15 protein-coding genes and 1 other RNA gene are annotated in these 17,766 nt (G+C 59.1%); 13 read left to right on the top strand and 3 right to left on the bottom strand.

The features are described from left to right. The first annotated feature begins 8 nt into the window (after positions 1-8). From QZ298_RS07325 to QZ298_RS07305, 5 genes are all read left to right on the top strand, one after another. Positions 9-713 (top strand): thymidylate kinase, encoded by a 705-nt coding sequence (locus QZ298_RS07325; RefSeq protein ID WP_296007433.1) that lies wholly within the window; start codon positions 9-11, stop codon positions 711-713. Next, positions 691-1,797: a BT_3928 family protein gene (locus tag QZ298_RS07320; RefSeq protein ID WP_296007430.1), complete on the top strand. Its 1,107-nt coding sequence runs from the start codon at positions 691-693 to the stop codon at positions 1,795-1,797. Before QZ298_RS07325 ends, QZ298_RS07320 begins: the two co-directional genes overlap by 23 nt. A gap of 62 nt (positions 1,798-1,859) precedes the next feature. Continuing rightward, positions 1,860-2,891, top strand: coding sequence for an efflux RND transporter periplasmic adaptor subunit (locus tag QZ298_RS07315; protein WP_363323885.1), 1,032 nt, complete (start codon positions 1,860-1,862; stop codon positions 2,889-2,891). Positions 2,892-2,898: 7 nt separating this feature from the next. Further along, positions 2,899-5,931, top strand: coding sequence for an efflux RND transporter permease subunit (locus QZ298_RS07310; protein ID WP_296007428.1), 3,033 nt, complete (start codon positions 2,899-2,901; stop codon positions 5,929-5,931). Then, positions 5,928-7,169, top strand: coding sequence for a TolC family protein (locus QZ298_RS07305; protein WP_296007427.1), 1,242 nt, complete (start codon positions 5,928-5,930; stop codon positions 7,167-7,169). The genes QZ298_RS07310 and QZ298_RS07305 overlap by 4 nt, the downstream gene beginning before the upstream one ends. Before the next feature lie 64 nt (positions 7,170-7,233). Here the strand turns inward: QZ298_RS07305 and QZ298_RS07300 are convergent, their stop codons facing one another. Next, positions 7,234-7,650: an OsmC family protein gene (locus tag QZ298_RS07300; protein WP_296007426.1), complete on the bottom strand. Its 417-nt coding sequence runs from the start codon at positions 7,648-7,650 to the stop codon at positions 7,234-7,236. A gap of 116 nt (positions 7,651-7,766) precedes the next feature. On the opposite strand from QZ298_RS07300, the gene QZ298_RS07295 reads away from it, so the two are divergent. Together QZ298_RS07295 and QZ298_RS07290 are read left to right on the top strand one after the other, a co-directional pair. Beyond that, the gene (locus QZ298_RS07295) at positions 7,767-10,742 is read left to right on the top strand and encodes a tetratricopeptide repeat protein (RefSeq protein WP_296007424.1); all 2,976 of its coding nucleotides are present in this window, start codon (positions 7,767-7,769) and stop codon (positions 10,740-10,742) included. Between the two features lies 1 nt (position 10,743). Continuing rightward, positions 10,744-12,462 (top strand): hypothetical protein, encoded by a 1,719-nt coding sequence (locus QZ298_RS07290; RefSeq protein ID WP_296007423.1) that lies wholly within the window; start codon positions 10,744-10,746, stop codon positions 12,460-12,462. Between the two features lie 158 nt (positions 12,463-12,620). Here QZ298_RS07290 and ffs read toward each other — a convergent pair. Beyond that, positions 12,621-12,719, bottom strand: an RNA gene (ffs, locus tag QZ298_RS07285) — signal recognition particle sRNA small type. A 48-nt stretch (positions 12,720-12,767) separates the two neighbouring features. Here ffs and mltG point away from each other — a divergent pair. Then, positions 12,768-13,781, top strand: a complete 1,014-nt coding sequence (gene mltG / locus QZ298_RS07280; RefSeq protein WP_296007421.1) for an endolytic transglycosylase MltG — start codon at positions 12,768-12,770, stop codon at positions 13,779-13,781. A gap of 112 nt (positions 13,782-13,893) precedes the next feature. On the opposite strand, the gene QZ298_RS07275 is transcribed toward mltG, so the two are convergent. Beyond that, on the bottom strand, positions 13,894-14,277 hold the full coding sequence (locus tag QZ298_RS07275; RefSeq protein ID WP_296007419.1) for a nuclear transport factor 2 family protein: 384 nt from the start codon (positions 14,275-14,277) through the stop codon (positions 13,894-13,896). A 154-nt stretch (positions 14,278-14,431) separates the two neighbouring features. On the opposite strand from QZ298_RS07275, the gene QZ298_RS07270 reads away from it, so the two are divergent. The 5 genes from QZ298_RS07270 (at position 14,432) to QZ298_RS07250 (ending at position 17,578) form a co-directional block, all read left to right on the top strand. After that, positions 14,432-14,785, top strand: a complete 354-nt coding sequence (locus QZ298_RS07270; RefSeq protein WP_296007416.1) for a helix-turn-helix domain-containing protein — start codon at positions 14,432-14,434, stop codon at positions 14,783-14,785. Between the two features lie 129 nt (positions 14,786-14,914). Continuing rightward, on the top strand, positions 14,915-15,514 hold the full coding sequence (locus tag QZ298_RS07265; protein WP_296007413.1) for an L-threonylcarbamoyladenylate synthase: 600 nt from the start codon (positions 14,915-14,917) through the stop codon (positions 15,512-15,514). A 77-nt stretch (positions 15,515-15,591) separates the two neighbouring features. Beyond that, positions 15,592-16,161 carry a DUF4199 domain-containing protein gene (locus QZ298_RS07260; RefSeq protein ID WP_296007410.1) on the top strand — a complete coding sequence of 190 codons (570 nt, stop codon included), beginning with the start codon at positions 15,592-15,594 and terminating at the stop codon, positions 16,159-16,161. Further along, positions 16,154-17,110, top strand: a complete 957-nt coding sequence (locus tag QZ298_RS07255) for a glycosyltransferase family 2 protein (RefSeq protein WP_296007408.1) — start codon at positions 16,154-16,156, stop codon at positions 17,108-17,110. Before QZ298_RS07260 ends, QZ298_RS07255 begins: the two co-directional genes overlap by 8 nt. 3 nt (positions 17,111-17,113) lie before the next feature. Next, positions 17,114-17,578: a DUF4293 domain-containing protein gene (locus QZ298_RS07250; protein ID WP_296007406.1), complete on the top strand. Its 465-nt coding sequence runs from the start codon at positions 17,114-17,116 to the stop codon at positions 17,576-17,578. Positions 17,579-17,766: the final 188 nt, after the last annotated feature.

Raw genomic sequence — 17,766 nt, 5'->3', positions numbered from 1 at the left:
GCAACCGGATGTTTATTGTACTCGAAGGTTTGGACGGTGCCGGCAAGTCGACGCAGATCGCCTTGCTGCGCGAGTTGTTCGCCCGGCAGGGCGTCGAGAGCGCCTATGTCCACTTCCCGCGTTTCGACGCACCCGTCTACGGCGAGTTGATCGCCCGTTTTTTGAGGGGCGAGTTCGGCGGGGTCGATCAGGTCGATCCTTACTTGGTCGCACTCCTTTTCGCCGGTGACCGGGCCGAGGCCGCGCCCCGGATCCGGGAATGGCTCGGGCAGGGCAAGGCCGTGATCCTCGATCGTTATGTCTACTCCAACGTCGGGTTCCAGTGTGCCAAGTTGCCCCAGGGCGAGCCGCGCCGGCAGTTGGCCCGGTGGATTCTCGACCTGGAGTTCGGGCACAACGACCTTCCGCGGCCCGATCTCTCGCTCTTTCTCGACGTGCCGTTTTCGTTTACCGAGCGCAAGCTCTCCGCTGTGCGCGAGGGCGACGACCGCGCCTATCTGCATGGCGCCGAGGACATCCACGAGTCGTCGCTCGCACTCCAGCAGGCCGTCCGCGAGGTCTACCTCGATGCTGCGGCCGCCGATCCGGCGTTGCGCGTGGTCGACTGCTGCGATGCGCAAGGGAATATGGAGACGCCCGATGGAATTTTCGCCAAGATACATGATTCGTTGAAACCTTTGCTTGATGCCCATGCGTTCCAGTCGGATATTTAAGTTCGTCGCCAACCTCTGCCGGCTGGCGTTGGCCGCCACGTTCGTGCTCTCGGGTTTTACCAAAGTAATCGATCCGTGGGGTACGGCTTTGAAGGTCAATGAGTACCTCTCGATCTACGGATTGGACTACTTGCAGGGTGCCAGCATGGCCTTTTCGATCTGGTTGTGCGGTGCCGAGTTGATGATGGGGTGCATGTTGCTGTGCAAGGTGCGCATCCGGTTGATCTCGATCTTCGCCTTGTTGTCGATGTCGTTTTTTACTGTGCTTACGTTTTTGAGCGCTACGTTGATTCCTGTCGAGGATTGCGGTTGCTTCGGCGAGGCTTTGAAACTCACGCCGTGGCAGACGTTCTTCAAGAATCTTGCGTTGTTGCCTATGGCGGTCGTCGTCTGGTGGCGTTACCGGCCTGACAAGGTTTTCGCGTTCAACGCCTTGGAGATCATGTTGACCTGTACGTTCTTCGTCATGTCGATGTATTTGGGGTATTATTGTTACCGGCATTTGCCGTTGATCGATTTTTTGCCTTATAAGGTCGGAGTCAATATCCGTGAGGCGATGCAGGCTCCCGAAAGCGGACAGGGCGAGGTGGAAACGGTGCTCGTCTACCGCAACCGCGAGACCGGGCGGCTGCGCGAGTTCTCGTTGGACGATACCGCCTGGCAGGATACCGACAAGTGGGAATGGGTCGATACCCGTGTTTCGGAGGAGGCGTCCGTGATGCGACCTCTCATCAGCGAGTTTTCGTTGCGCGATGTCGAGGGCGATGCCACGGAGCGGGTGCTGGCTACTCCCGGACGAGTCTATATGTTGTGCGTCACGCAGTTCGATCGGCTCTCACGGCGCTGCGCACGGCGCATGGAGCAGTTGGCGGCGCACGCTGTCGCGCAGGGGGCGCTCGTGGTGTGTCTCACGCCCGATCCGCTCTATGGCGAGCAGTGGCGCATGTTCGGCCAGCAGCGGGTCAAGTGTTACAATATCGACGCGTCGACCATGAAAACCATGCTCCGCGCACGCAATGGGCTGGTGGTGCTCGATGACGGAACGATCTCGGCTAAAATGAATTGTCGGGATATTCGTCCGTAGGGGCGCACGGCCGGCATGTGGTATGAAAGTTGACTTCCGAATGCGAAGTCAACTTTTTTCGTATGCGTGTTCTTGCTTTTTCGATGTCGTTGTTGGCCTTTGCCGGCTGCGGCCGTCGGTCGTCGGTTTCTGCCGATGCGATCCGTCCTGTGAAGGTCGCCGTGGCGGCCGATGCCGCCTCCATCCGCAAGGACTTCGCCGGTATGGCTACGCCCGACGATGCCGTGAACCTGGCTTTCAAGCTCGCAGGACAGGTGCTCGACGTTCCCGTCGCCCAGGGCGAGCGGGTCGTGCGGGGAGCCTTGCTGGCCGAGTTGGATCCCCGCGATGTCGAGTTGCAGGTCTCCGCCACGCGTTCAGCGTTCGAGGAGGCGCGTTCGCAGCAGCAGCGCATGCAGCGTTTATTGGCCCATCAGGCGGTCTCGCGCCAGGAAGCCGAAGCCGCGCAGACCCGTTTCGCGCAGGCCCGGTCGGCGTATGAGAATGCCCTCGATCTGTTGAAAGATACGAAGATCACAGCCCCTTTCTCCGGGGTAATCGAGGCTACGTATGTCGACAATTTCGAGCGGGTGCAGGCCGGGCAAGCCATCTTGCGTTTGGTCGATCCGCGCACGACTACCGTCAAGTTTACCATGCCCGAGCGCGGGTTGGCTTCGTTGGCCGATACCGCGTCGCGTTTCGAGGTTGAATTCGACAATTTCCGCGGCCTGCGTTTTGCTGCAAAGCTCAAGGATTACGCCCGCACGTCGTCCGACGCTTCGGGCTTTCCCGTTTCGTTGACCCTCCTCGGAGTCGATACGGCGCGTTACGACATCTCGCCCGGCATGTCGTGCACCGTTACCATGTTTTCGCCCGATCCCGTGCCGGGTGCCGTGGCGTTGCCCCTGTCGGCCATCTATGCGCCGACCGACGGCGGCACCTATGTTTGGATCGTCGGCCCCGACGATCGGGTCGAGCGCCGCGCCGTGACGCTCGGCGAGTTGTTCGGCAGCGACCGGGTGGTCATCGACAGCGGTGTCGAACCCGGCGAGCGGGTCGTCACGGCCGGGGTCTATCGTTTGCATCCGGGCGATCGGGTGCGGATCTTAATATGACACGGCCATGACGCTTCCCGAATATTCGTTGCGCAACGCCAAAGTCATCTGGTTTTTCCTCTTGATTCTTCTGGTCGGCGGTGTCGCAGGCTTTGCCACCTTGGGTAAAAAGGAGGATTCGGTTTTCGTCATCAAAAGCGCTTCGCTCCTTTGTTCCTATCCCGGCGCTTCGCCGCAGGAGGTCGAGGCTTTGATTACCGAGCCGATCGAGCGCGAGGTGCAGTCCATGCGCAGCGTGTATAAGATTACTTCCGAATCTTCTTACGGACGTTCGAAAATCCTCGTCGAGCTGGATCCTGCTACTTCGGCCCGCGACATCCCCCAGTTGTGGGATGAGCTGCGCCGTAAGACGCTCAACGTCCAGCCGCGTTTGCCGGCCGGTGCTTCAGCGATTACCGTTGCCGATGATTTCGGCGACGTCTACGGCATTTATTACGGGTTGTCGGTCGACCGCGGGTTTTCGTGGGCGGAATTGCGTGAGTGGGCGCAGCGGTTGAAAACGGCGTTGGTAACGGTCGACGGGGTGCAGAAAGTGACGCTTTTCGGCGAGCAGACTCCCGTCGTGAACGTCTATGTCAGTCTTTCGGCTTTGGCCAATTTTTCGATCCGGCCCGAAACGATCCTCTCGACCGTCCGCCAGCAGAACGCCGTGGTCAACAGCGGCGAGAAGCAGGCCGGGGCGCTCGAAATCCGCATCCTCGAAGAGGGGGCTTATAAAAGTTTGGATGACATCGCCGACCAGCTGCTCATGTCCGCGTCGGGCAAGCAGTACCGTTTGGGCGACCTTGCGCGCGTGGAGCGGGGATATGCCGAGCCGCCGCAGACGCTCATGCGCATCGACGGGCGGCGTGCCGTGGGGATCGGCATCTCCACCGAGGCGCAGGCCGACGTGGTCAAGACGGGCGACCGGATCGCCCGGGTGCTCGATGCCCAGGTCGGCCGCATGCCCGTGGGCATGGAGCTTACGGTGCTTTACCCCGAAAACCGGATCGCTCGCGAAGCCAATGCTACGTTCGTGTTGAATCTGGCCGAGTCTGTCGCCATTGTCATAGCCATCATCATGCTCGTCATGGGATTTCGGGCCGGGGTGTTGATCGGCAGTTCGCTGTTGTTTTCGATCGGGGGCACCTTGTTGTTCATGCAGTTTTTGGGCGAGGGACTCAACCGCACGTCGCTGGCCGGATTCATCATCGCCATGGGCATGTTGGTCGACAATGCCATCGTCGTGACGGACAACGCCCAGCAGGCCATGCTGCGGGGCGCGGAGCGGCGGCGCGCCGTGATCGACGGGGCCAACGGCCCGGTGTGGAGCCTGCTCGGGGCTACGCTCATCGCCATCTTTTCGTTTCTGCCCTTGTACCTCGCCCCTTCGTCCGTCGCCGAGATCGTCAAGCCGCTGTTCGTCGTGCTGGCCTTGTCGTTGCTGCTCAGTTGGGTGCTCGCCCTCACGCAGACGCCGTTGTTCGCCGACTTCATGCTGCGGGTTAAGCCGAAGCCGGGCGATCCTTACGATACGGGGTTCTACCATGCGTTCGACCGGTTTCTGAGCTGGCTTCTGAAGTGGCGGTGGGGCGTCGTGCTCGGCGTCGTGGCGCTTTTCGTCGGCTCGCTTGCAGTCATGGGACGCATGCCGCAGAATTTCTTCCCGTCGCTCGATAAGCCTTACTTCCGGGCCGACGTCTTGTTGCCCGAGGGGTTCGACATCCGCGAGACGGAGCGCAATTTGCGGCGTATGGAAGCATGGTTGCAGGAGCAGCCCGAGGTCAAATGCGTTTCCGTCACGTTGGGCGCCACTCCTCCGCGTTATTATCTGGCCAGCAGCAATGTTTCCTTGCGTTCCAATTTCGGCAATATCTTGATCGAGTTGTACGACAAGCGGCAGACGTCTGCCGTCGAGGAGCGGTTCGATGCTTTCGTCACGGCCGAGTTCCCTGACGTGTGGCTGCGTTCGTCGCTTTTCAAGCTCTCGCCTGTGCCCGATGCCGCCATCGAGTTCGGGTTCATTGGCGACGACATCGATACGTTGTGCCGTTTGACTTCGGCCGTCGAGCAGATTATGTGGCACACGCCCGGTGCGACCAACATCCGCAACAGCTGGGGCAACCGCGAGCCGGCTTGGCTGCCGATCTATTCGCAGATGAAAGGGCAGCGTATCGGTGTTACCCGCAGCCAGATGGCCCAGGGCATTACCATCGCCACGCAGGGTTACGTCCTGGGCGAGTACCGCGAGGGCGACCAGTTCATGCCCATCCTGCTCAAGGACGAGAACATCGGGGCCTACAACCTGACCAACTTGCAGGCTCTGCCTATTTTCAATCCCGCCGGCCGCGTCTTCTCGCTCGGACAGGCGGTCGAGGATTTCCGGTTCGATTTCCGCCGCGGCACGGTCAAGCGTTACAACCGCCAGCGCGTGATGAAAGCGCAGTGCGATCCCGCACGCGGGGTCAACACCATGCGGTTGTTCGCCGCCTTGAGCGATTCGGTCAGGCGCAGCATCGTCTTGCCCGAGGGATATGCCATGAAGATTTTCGGCGAGCAGGAGAGCCAGCAGGAGTCCAACCGGGCGCTGGCTGCATACATGCCGCTGACTTTGGTTTTGATTCTCATCGTGCTGTTGTTGTTGTTCCGCAATTATCGCGAGCCGATCATCATCTTGTCCATGATTCCGTTGATTTTCATCGGGGTGGTGCTCGGGTTGGCCGTCACGGGCAAGGTCTTCAACTTCTTTTCGTTGCTCGGCCTGCTCGGGTTGGTGGGCATGAACATCAAGAACGCCGTGGTGCTCGTCGAGCAGATCGGACAGTTGAAGCGAGCCGGTCTCGCGTCCTACGATGCCCTCATTTCGGCTACGCGCAGCCGTATCGTCCCTGTGACGATGGCTTCGGGCACTACCATTCTGGGCATGCTGCCTCTGTTGTTCGATTCCATGTTCGGAGCGATGGCCGCTACGATCATGGGCGGGTTGTTCGTCGCTACGTTGCTTACGATCTGTGTGTTGCCTGTGTTTTATGCCGTTTTTTACCATATCCGTCGACCATGAAACCTTTTTTCCTCCTCTTTTTCCTCTTTTTCGTCCGGTCGCTCGCAGCACAGGTGCAGCTCGATGATTATCGGCTTGCCGTCTTGGATTATAGTTGGCAGCTCAAGGCTGCCGAGTCCCGTCGGATTGCGGCTTCCGAGCGGGTGGGGCAGGCGCGCACCGGCTACCTTCCGCGCCTTTCGATGGACGGGAGCTTTACCGCTACGGTGCGCCATTATGATGGTGTGAAGCACTGGACTTTCAGTGTCTTGCCGCAACTCGTCCAGCTCGTCTACGGCGGCGGTTCCGTGCGTGCGGCGGTCGAAAGCGCCGGACTGGGATACGACATCGCCCTTTGCGACGAGGAGTTCTCGCGGTTGGAGGTGTGTTATGCAGCCGATTATGCTTATTGGAATCTCTCCGCCATGAACCTTTATGCCGAGGCCATGCAACAGTACGTGGCGTTGATCGCATCGCTCAAGGAGGTGGTCGACCGGCGTTTCGACGAGGGCTATATCGCCAAGGGCGACGTGTTGATGATCGATGCCCGGTTGAGCGAAGCCCGTTACGGGCTGGTTTCGGCACAGCAGCGCGCCGAGGTGGCGTTGCACAATTTCAATATCCTGCGCGGAGCCGAAGCCGCGGCCGCGGTAAGCCTGGCCGACGATGTGCGCGATTCGCTGCCTATGCCCCGACGCATGACGGCCGATGCTGCCTTGGCCCGCCGGCCCGACTATGCCGTCGCGCAGTTGCGTGCCGAGCAGGCCGCCGTCGCGATCCGGGCAGTGCGTGCGCCTTTCAATCCCCAGGTCAGCGTCGGGGTGGGCGGATCGTGGCAGCCTTATTCGCCCAACCGTACGGGCGAAACGGTGCTCGACGGCTCGGCTTTCGTCAAGGTTTCGGTGCCGCTTTTCCATTGGGGCGAACGGCGGCGGGCCGTGGGAGCAGCCCAAGCGTTGCAGGCCGAAAGCGAGTCGAACGCCGCGCAGGTGCACGACGACATCGTACGCGAGGAGATGAACGGTTGGACGGCCATCGTCCAGAGCCGCGCCCAGGTCGATGCTTCGGAGCGCAGTTTGCGGATCGCCGGCGAGAACCTCGCCCTCAGCACCTATTCTTATGGCGAGGGGTTGGTAACGATTCTCGATGTGTTGCAGGCGCAGTTGAGTTGGATACAGTTGTATACCAACGACATCGACGCCCGCTACAACTATGCTGTCGCGCTTTCCGACTATCGCCGCATCACGGCGGCGGAGTGAGTACCTGCGGCGACAGCGTTTACCTCAAAAAGATCGCTCCGGGAAAAATCCCGGAGCGATCTTTTCATTCTGCGGTCATAGGTTCCGGTTCGGTGTTTACCACTGCGATTTCGTGGCTCACGGGCGCTATCTTGCGCAGCATTTGTGTCAGGCCGCAGTATTTTTCGTGCGTCAGCGATAGTGCGCGGCCCGCTTTTTCTTGTTGATCGCCGGCGCCGCATTCCACGTTGTAGATCACACGGAACGAGCGGAACATGCTTTCGGCTTGCAGCCGGTCGGTGTTCAGTTCGCCCGAGTAGGTAATTTCCAGCCGTTTGGGTTTCACGTGCATCTTCTCCATTACCATCATCGCCGTTTGTCCGGCGCATTGCGCCGCTGCGTAGAGCAGCAGTTCCTTCGGATTCATGGCGTCGCATCCATAGCCTTCCGTGGCTCGGAATCCGGCTTGGCCGGTCAGTTCTACCGTTACTTTTTCGATCATGATTCGTGTTTTTTTTGTGTTGTTTCTTCTGCAACCGGCAAATTCCGTTCCTCGGATTGCGGGGCGTGCTGGTAAAATGTTTATCTTTGCCAGGTCTCTTTTGAAATTTTTCACCTATGCGGAGGTTCGTTTTTCTGTGGTTTTTCTTGTTTTGCGGGTGTTTGGGTGCATGGGCTGCGTCCGACGACCCGCGCCAGCATATCGATCGGGGGCGCGAGTTGTTCGACCGCGGGCATTGGAGCGATGCGCGGCACGAGCTTCTGGCTGCGCAGCAGGCGCTCGCTCCGGTCGACAAGGCCGCTGCCGAGGAGGTCGAATTCTTGTTGGCGGCCTGTGCCGTCGAGCTGGGCAGCGACGATGCCGAAGGGGCTTTGCGGCGCTTCATCATCCGTCATCCCGGTTCGGTGTACAACAACGATGCGTTTTTCGCATTGGGGTCGTATTATTGTGCCAACGGCGATCTGAAGCGTGCGCGCGAATCTTTTGCTGCCGTCGATTATCGGACGTTGAGCGCTTCGCGGCGCGAGCAGTATAATATCCGCATGGGTTATGTCGAATTTTTCGACAAGGACTTCGCCCAGGCTTACCGTTATTTCAGCCGCATCGACAGCCGAAGCAAGTATGCCGATCATGCCTTGTATTACAAATCTTACATCGATTATTTGCAGGGCGATTACGAGCGGGCCAAGCAAGGTTTCTTCGCTTTGGGCCATAGCGAGGCTTATGCCGAGCTGGTGCCTTATTATTTGCTCCAGATCGAGTATCATCAGGGCAACTACCAATATGTGGTCGACACCGGCGACGAATTGGCCCGCCGCGCCGTGCCGCGGCGGCGTGCCGAATTGGAGCGCGTGATCGCCGAGGCCTGGTTTCGGCTGGAGGATTTCGGCGCCGTGCTCGATCATTTGCAGGCTTTCGAGGATGCCGGCGGGCACTACGACCGCGAAACCGATTATCTGAGCGGTTTTTCGCTCTACCGTACGGCCCGTTATGCCGAAGCGGCCGACCGCTTGCGCCGCGTGTGCGGAGCCGAGGATGCCATGACGCAGAACGCTTCTTATCATCTGGCCGATTGTTACTTGCGGGCCGGCGACAAGCAGGCTGCCATGCTCTCTTTCGCCATGGCTGCCGACGAGCGGTTCAATGCCGAGGTCGCCGAGGACGCATTGTTCAACTACGCCAAGTTGCAGTACGAGTTGGGCGGGGGTGCTTTCAACGGGGCCATCAATCTGTTGAGCCGCTACGTCGAGCGTTATCCTTCGTCGCCGCGGGCTGACGAGGCCCGGGCTTTGCTGGTGGCTGCTTATTATAATTCCCACGATTACGATGCCGCTTATCGGGCCATCAAGTCGTCGTCGTCCATGAATGCCGACGTGCGGGCCGCCTTGCAGAAGATCGCTTATTTCCGCGGTCTGGAGGCCTACGCCGCCGGCGACATGAAGGCCGCCCGGCGCAATCTGGAGGAATCGGCCGCTGTCAACGTGAGTCCCAAGTATACGGCGCTCAGCGCTTTCTGGCAGGGCGAGATCGCTTTCGCACAGGGCGATCATGCCGTGGCCGCCGCCAAATACAACGCTTACATCGCCCGGGCGCCGCGCACCGAACGCGAGTATGCTTTCGCTTGGTATAACCTGGGTTATTGTTCGTTCGCCAAGGGCAGTTTGGAGCAGGCCGGCGAGGCGTTCAGGAAGTTCCTCGCCGTTTACAGCGGCCAGGATCGTTATCGGGCCGATGCCCACAACCGCATGGGCGACGTCTACTATGCTGGCCGTCAGTTCGAGGCCGCCGTCGAGGAGTATGCCCAGGCGATGGCTGCGAACACCCCCGAGAAACATTATGCTGCCTACAAGCGGGCCATAGCGCTCGGTCTGCTGGGGCGTACCGAGCAGAAGCAGCAGGCCTTGCAGCGCATCGTCGCTTCGGGGGCCGGCGACTATGCCGATGCCGCTTCCTACGAGTTGGGCCGTTCTTACGTCGAGCAGGAGCGTTATGCCGAGGGCGCCCGGCAGCTCGAACGTTTCCTGGCCGATTACCCTTCTTCGCCCCAGCGGGTACAGGCGCTTTCCGACCTGGGACTGGTCTATCTTAACTTGGGCGACCGGAAGAAGTCGTTGCATTATTACGATTTGGTCGTCGCGGCTTCGCCCCAGTCGTTCGAGGCGCGCGAAGCGATGCAGGGCATCCGCGAGATCTATGTCTCCGAGGGCGATGTCGACGGTTATTTCGAGCATGCCGCCCGGGTCGGTATGGAGAGCGACCTTACGGCCTTGTCGCGCGATTCGCTTTCGTTCGCCGCGGCGCAGAAACTCTATCTGTCCAACCGCCATGAGGTGGCGGCCAAATCGTTGCGGAGCTATGTCAAGAGTTATCCCAAGGGCGGTTATCGGGTCGAGGCGCTTTATTATCTGAGCGATTGTTATTTGCGGCTCGGGCAGCGGCGCAATGCCATCGAGACCCTTTCCGATTTGGCCAAGTTGGGGGTCAACCAGTATTCCGTTACCGTGTTGGAGAAGTTGTCCGAGATGACCTATGCCGATAAACTCTACGATCGGGCAGCCACGGCCTATCGCCAGCTCTACGACGTGGCGCCGACTGCCGCCGACCGGCAGAAAGCCATGACCGGTTACGTCCGGGCCACGATCGCCGCCGGCGATGCGCAGCAGATCGAAAAGATGGCCGCCGACGTCTGCGCCCATCCCGATGCCGGCGTCGAGGCGTTGCGGGAGGCGCGTTTCGCCTGGGCCGAGCAGCTGCGCGCCTGCGACAAGCGCGACGAAGCGGCCAAGCACTACAAGAAGCTCGCTTCGGAGGTGCGCACCCGCGAGGGGTCGGCCGCCGCTTATTATTTGATCGAGGATATCTTCGCCGAAGGGGATATGGATCGCGCAGAGAAGGCTGTTTTCGCCTTTTCCGAGCGGGAGCCGCAGGCTTATTGGTTGGCCAAGGCCTACATTCTGCTGGGCGACGTCTATGTCCGCAAGGGCGATAACTTTCAGGCCCGCGCCACATGGCAGAGCGTCGCCGACGGTTATTCGCATGCCGACGACGGCATCGTGGAGGAGGCCAAGGCCCGGATCCGAAAAATGAAGTGATATGAAGAAAGTGTTCACAGCCCTTGTCGCGGCGTTCGTCTTGCCGGGTCTCGCTTCGGCGCAGGTCGGCAAGCAGGTCGAGGTAACGAAGGCATATGTTCCCAGTCTGGAGAGCGCCGCGAAGCTCCCCGTGCAGCCCGAGATGACCGATACGGTCAAGATGTATCCCGAGTTCGAATACGCCGTCACGCCGCTGCCTATCGGCATGGAGTTGCAGATCCGGCCCATTCGGCCGGCCACGGTCACTTATTGGGAGTTCAACCGTCCGCGGACATGTTACCTCAAGGCCGGGGCCGGGTATCCCCTCAATTCGGTCGTCGATTTCTATGCCTCGACCCAGCATCCCGGTACGGGTTATGTTGTGGGATACCTCAATCATCAGGGGAAATATGCCGACGTGCGGAATACGTTCGGGCAGAAGATCAATTCCATCCGGATGCACAACCGTGCAGGCGTTGCCTTGGGCAAGTATTTCGGCCGCCGTGTGCTGGAGGGCGGGCTGAGTTACGACAACCGGCTTTACCATCGCTACGGTGCCGCCCGGCCCAAGGCTCCGTTGGTCGGCGGGGAAGCCGCTCCCGGATCGTTGGTCGATTACGGCGATGCGAACTTCGATCTGCGCTTCGGCGACGATTTCCAGAATATGGATCGGTTCAATTTCGAGGTCGCCGTGCATGGAGGTGCGTTTTTCGATCATTCGGATATTTCGCAGCGGGCTTGGCAAAGCCTTCTGGGTGCCGATGCCCGCATCGGGCGCGCTTTCGGGCGCCATCATTTTACTCTCCAGGCCGGTTACGAGTGGGCCGACGGACATCGATCGTTGTTCGATTACGAGCAGCAGCAGATTCGTGCCGGTGCCCGTTACGGTTTCGACGGCGATCTGTTGCGTTTTGTCGTGGGCGCAGATTATTGCCACGACAAGGTCTTGGGCGAGGATTGCAGGAATTATGTCGTGCCTTTCGCCCGGTTCGATTTCGATCTGGGCAACCGCCGGTTCCGGCCTTTCGTCGAGGCCGACGGCGCTGTCCGTGACAACGGATTCCGTTCGCTTTCGCAGTTGAATCCTTATCTTGCCGCCGGATCGCGGCTCAGCAAGAGTTCGGTCGATTACAATATCCGGTTGGGGCTGGGCGGTACGGTGTGGCGCGATCGGTTCGATTATCGTATTTATGTTGCTTGCGTTATCCGCGACAACCATGTTTATTGGTACGGCGTTCCCTATGCCGGGCCGCAGACCGGACTTTTTTCCGGTGTCATGGCACCGGCTCAAGCCCGGCAGACGGTCGCTTCGATCAACGGGGAGGCCGTCTGGCGGCCGCTCGACGGCCTGCGGGTCGATCTGGATGTGCATGGTTACCTTTACAACGACGAGGCATTGTCTTTGTACGGTCAGCGACGCAAGCTGAAGAACGGCGAGCCGCATTTCCGCGGTCGGGCAGGCATTCGTTACGAGGGGCGCAAGATCGTGTGCGGCATCTCGGCCCGGGCCGAGAGCGTGCGGCGGTGGTCGATGCCTGTTCCGCAGGCGGAGACGCTTTCCGACGAGGTGTTCAGCGTGCCGTTCGCCATCGATCTGGGCGTGGATTTCGAGTGGAAGATTTCCGGTCGGGTCTCTTGTTTCGCCGAGGGCCGCAACCTGCTCGACCGCAGGCTCTACGACTATCCTTGGTATCCCGATTTTCGGGTTGCTTGCACCGTAGGCGCCAAAGTGGTGTTTTAGAGGTGCTTCATGGAAATGCGGCGGCCCGACATACGTCGGGCCGCCCTTGTTTTTGTGCAAGGAGCGGATTGCCTGTTTCGGTGCGACGGCGGGGGCTTTGCAGATGAAACGGCAGGTCGTTTCACAGCACGACCCGCCGTTTGCATAGGGGTACGAAAAAAGGGTGAGCTACTCATATCGCACCGCTACGACCGTATACCCTTGCTCGATTCCTCGCCTGGGGGATTCTACGGGAGCTGGTCGTATGAGACTCACCCGGGCACAAAAGTAGGAAAATTTTATATCTTTGCAAAAAATTTCATGCGATGCGTAGAAAAATCCTTTTTTATATAGTCTTGGTTTCGCTTCTTGTCGGTACCGTGACGGTGGCCATGGGAGTCGTGCAGTTCAAGGGCAATGCCGTGCCTGAGCGGAGCGAACTTTTCATTGGTTCGCAGACCGATTACGACGGGCTGCTCGATTCGCTGAAGCCCCGCATCAAGCATCGGGCCGCATTCCGCCGCTATGCCCGGCGCATCGGGCTGCCCGAGTCGTTCAAACCTGGGCATTACGTCTTGGAGCCGGGGATGAATGTGCTCGGCGTGGCGCGCATGCTCAAGTTCGGCATGCAGACGCCCGTGCGCGTGACGATCAACAACGTCCGCACGCCGGGCCAGCTGGCCCGCAAGCTCTCCCGGCAGATCGATGCCGATTCGGCCGCTTTGATGCGCGTCTTGACTTCCGAGGAGGCGGCTGCGGCCGTCGGTTTCGACAGCTTGACGCTCTTTTCGATGTTCATTCCCGATTCCTATGAGTTTTATTGGACGGTTTCGCCCGAGGAGTTGTTGCAGCGCATGCGGCGCGAGTACGACCGTTTCTGGACGCCCGAGCGCGACGCCCGCCGCGAGCGCAGCGGGTTGAGCCGCCTGGAGGTGATGACCCTGGCGTCGATCGTCTACGAGGAGACCCGCAAAAGCGACGAGATGCCCCGCATCGCCGGTGTCTATATCAACCGCCTGCGCAAACGCATCCCGTTGCAGGCCGATCCGACGGTCAAGTATGCCATGCAGGATTTCTCGTTGCGCCGCATCCTCTACCGCCACCTCAAATATCCGTCGCCTTACAATACTTATATTAATAGAGGATTGCCGCCTTCGCCCATCTGCATGCCCGGCAAGGACGCCATCGAGGCGGTGCTCGGATTCGAGGAGCACGACTACATCTTCTTCTGTGCAAGGCCCGAGTTCGACGGTTACCACAACTTCGCCCGCACGCTGCGGGAGCACAACGCCAATGCCCGGGCTTACAGTGCCGAGTTGAACCGAAGGAACATCAAGTAGCCGGCCGGAAGCCGGAGGGCATATGAAACGAGAGCAGTCCGTATCGTTCGGGCTGCTCTCTTGGTTTGACATGTTGCCATTCTTGCGCGGCTTCCGGTTCGGATCGTTGTTTTTATTTCTCGATGGTGTCGGAGTTCTGGTTGTAGGCTTTCGCCACGCATTTCCATTCGCCGTCGATTTTCAGCAGCAACAGGTAGTCGGTAAAATCGATGCGTCCGCCCCAGTTTTCTTCGAGAACGCGGACTACGGCCAGCGTCTCTTCTATGGCCACGACATCGATGCGGGCCTTGAACTCTTGGCCGCCGTCGACCGTGTCGACGTTGCGGTAGAATTGTTCGATGGAGCCGCGTTCCAGTTTTCCGTCGAGAAAACCGAACAGCACTGCATCGTCGGTAAATAGTTCGCGTGCGTGGCGGCTGTCGCCTTCGGCTACGCTTTTTACGAATTTCAGGGCAGCCGCTTCGACTGCTTCGTATTCCTTGATCGAATCGCGCATGTTGGTTGTGTTGTTGGTTTGACCGTTGCAAAATTACTTGGCGGCGGTCTTTTGCGCAAGTACCGAAAAATGATTCGGGTGCCGAAAATTTTTTCGGTATATATTCGAATTTGGCTATTATACCTATTTTTGTATCATATAAGCGAATCGTGTTATGTACGAAAGGAAAATACCCGTCGATTTAAGTTGTCCGTTGCGGCTGACCATGAGCCTGATCAATTCCAAATGGAAGTCTTGTATTCTCGACGAGCTGCGTCGTGGGCCGATGCGCCCCAGCGGGTTGCACAAGGCGCTGCCTGAAGCCGCGCCGCGCGTGTTGGATCTTCAACTCAAGGAGCTGGCCGAGGACGGGTTGGTCGCGAAGACCATTTTCGCGGAGCTTCCGCCGCGTTCGGAATATGCCATTACTTCATTGGGGCGGTCGTTGCTGCCGATCATCGACGCCATGATCGCCTGGGGCGAGAAAAACCGGGCGCTGTTCGAAAGAAAATTCGGTGCGATGGGTTGATGGATGGGGTTTTTGCATCCGGATGCGCCGGCTTCCGAAAGAAGCGCCTGGCGGCCGGTCGATGCCGCATTGCGTTTTATTTTCGGGTTGTTTCCTCTTTTCCGCTGTTTTTCCCTATATTTGTAGTCTATGCTGACGAAAATCTACGCACAGAATCCTTCCGAGCGTGAGTTGCGGCGAGTCGTCGCAGCGCTTGCCGACGACGGAGTCGTGATTTATCCCACCGACAGCCGTTATGCTTTCGGGTGTGCGGTGCGGTCGGTCAAGGGCATCGAACGCCTGCGGCGGTTGAAAGGCAAGGAGACGCAGTTCGCTTTGGTTTTCGCCGATCTGGCGCAGGTCGCCGGTTTCTGTCGCGTGGATAACGCCGCATTCCGGATTCTCAAGCGCAATCTTCCCGGGCCTTTCACGTTCGTGTTGCCCGCTTCGTCGCGCGTGCCCGACAAGACGCTCGGCAAGCGCAAGACCGTCGGCGTGCGTATTCCCGCCCATCCCGTGGCGCGGGCCATCGTCGGGGCGTTGGGAGAGCCTCTCGTGACGACTTCATTGCCCGAGGACGAGTGCGCACCCGAATATGCGACCGATCCGGAGTCGATCTACGAGCGTTACGGACGCGACGTGCAGTGGGTCGTCGACGGCGGCGTCGGGGAGTCGGAGCCTACGACGATCGTCGACCTCTCGGGCGACGAACCGGAAATTTTGCGCGAAGGCAAGGGCGAGTTGAAGTAGCGTGTTGCGCAGCGTCGGGTTCGTTCGGGAGGGGTAAGAAAAGTAGCTTGAATATGAACATAAAACATATGGTTGTCATGAAAAAATCTTTTTGGAGCGATGCTGCCCGGTGCGGAGCTTACATCGGATTGTTGTTGGCCGCGTCGTCCGTTTTGGAGACCGGCATGGCGCTTTCCGGCAAGTTGGGCCTTTATGCGGTCATTATCTTCGAGTGGTTGGCCGTCGTGGCGCTGCATATCTATCTGTTGCTTCGTTTCACACGTCAGCGTTCCGCGCTCTATGCTGTCGAGGAGGGTTTCTCATTCGGGCAGGGCTACGGTTATGCGCTCGCCATGTCGTTGTTGGCCGGCGTGATTCTCGGTGCGGCCAATTATATCTATCTCCATTTGGTGCTGGGGTATGATCGTTATGTCGAGAAGATTACCGACATTTTGTCGCAGCTTGTCAGCATGAGCGGCGCTCAAAATGCCTCCGTGACGATGCTCGTCGAGCAGTTGCAGCATATGCCTGAACCTTCGCTTCTTGCCACGATCTGGAGCGGCATCTGGTCGAGTCTGCTTTTCGGCGCCGTCTTCGGGTTGATCGTCGCCGGGGTCTCGGCGCGTGCTCCGCAACTCTTTTCCGATAAGGGTTCCGACCATGAATAGCGTGGATGTTTCGGTCGTCGTGCCGCTTTTCAACGAGCGGGAGTCGTTGCCCGAGTTGGTCGCATGGATCGATCGGGTTGCGGTCGGACATGCGTTTTCCTACGAAATCATCATGGTCGACGACGGGTCGACGGACGGGTCGTGGGAGTGCATCGAGGAGTTGAAGGCGCATTATCCCGCCCTTCGGGGCATCGGGTTCGCCCGCAACTATGGCAAGTCGGCCGCGCTCTACTGCGGTTTCGAGGCCGCCCGGGGCGAGGTCGTCATCACGATGGATGCCGATTTGCAGGATTCGCCCGACGAAATTCCCGAGTTGCGGCGGATGGTGCTCGAAGAGGGTTTCGATCTGGTGTCGGGGTGGAAGAAACAGCGCCATGATCCCGTCGGCAAGCGGTGGCCCAGCAAGTTTTTCAACTGGACGGCGCGTGCTGCTTCAGGCATCCGGCTGCACGATTTCAATTGCGGATTGAAAGCTTATCGGCGCAAGGTCGTCAAGGCCATCGAGGTCTACGGCGAGATGCACCGGTTCATACCCATCCTTGCGCGGCAGGCCGGTTTCCGCCGCATCGGCGAGAAGGTCGTCGAGCATCGCGCCCGCAAATACGGTCATTCGAAATTCGGACTCGAACGCATGGTCAAGGGGTATCTCGATTTGATTACCGTCTTGTTCATGTCCCATTTCGGACGTTCGCCGATGTATTTCTTCGGCAGTCTGGGCACCTTGATGTTCCTCTTGGGCGGCGGCACTACGGTGTGGATCATCGTCGACAAGTTGTGGAAGCAGTTCCATGCGCTGCCGTTGCGCCCCGTCGCCGAGCAGCCGTTGTTCTATCTGGCCATGTTGGCCGTCGTGCTCGGCGTTCAGCTTTTTCTGGCCGGATTCTTGGGCGAGTTGATCAACCGCGGGTCGTCCGACCGGAATAAATATCTGATCGATAAAAATCTTTGAGTTATGATACAACGTATCCAGACGCTTTATTTGCTTGTCGTCTCGGCGCTTCTCGCCGTCACGCTTTTTGCACCCCTGGCTTGGTTCGGGGGCGATGCCGGCGAGTTCCGGCTCCATGCTTTCGCGTTGCGCACGCTCGGCGGAGAGTCCGTGCAGCCCGCTTTTTATATGGGCGTGTTGTTGGCGGCGGCTTGTGCCTTGCCTCTGCTCGTCGTTTTTCTTTTCAAGCGGCGTATGTTGCAGCTGCGGCTTTGCGTAGTCGAAGCCGTGTTGCTGGTCGGTGCCGCCGTCATGGAGGGAGTATATTATTTTCTCAGTTGGCGGGTCTTCTCCGAGTTGACGTTCCGGGCGCAGGGGCTGCGTCCCGCCATCATCTTGCCGTTGGTCGCTCTGTTGTTCGTCTGGTTGGCCGCGCGGGCCATCGTGCACGACGAGGTGTTGGTGCGGGCGGCCGATCGGATCCGCTGACGATCGTTTTTCCGGCGCCGGTTCTGAAATAAGACTGGCGCCGGATTTTTTTTACCCGTTATAAAAGCCGTTTCGATGCAGTATATTACGATTCGAACCGTTCAGAACAGAAAAAAGGTGGCAGGGACTTTGTTCGTATGTAAAATAATTTTAACTTTGAACATCAATATTACTATTATGTAATAGGA

The sequence above is a fragment of the uncultured Alistipes sp. genome (assembly GCF_910580175.1).
Taxonomy (GTDB): Bacteria; Bacteroidota; Bacteroidia; order Bacteroidales; family Rikenellaceae; genus Alistipes.
Note: the sequence above shows the minus strand (reverse complement) of the source record. Positions and strands in the feature narration are given on the sequence as shown.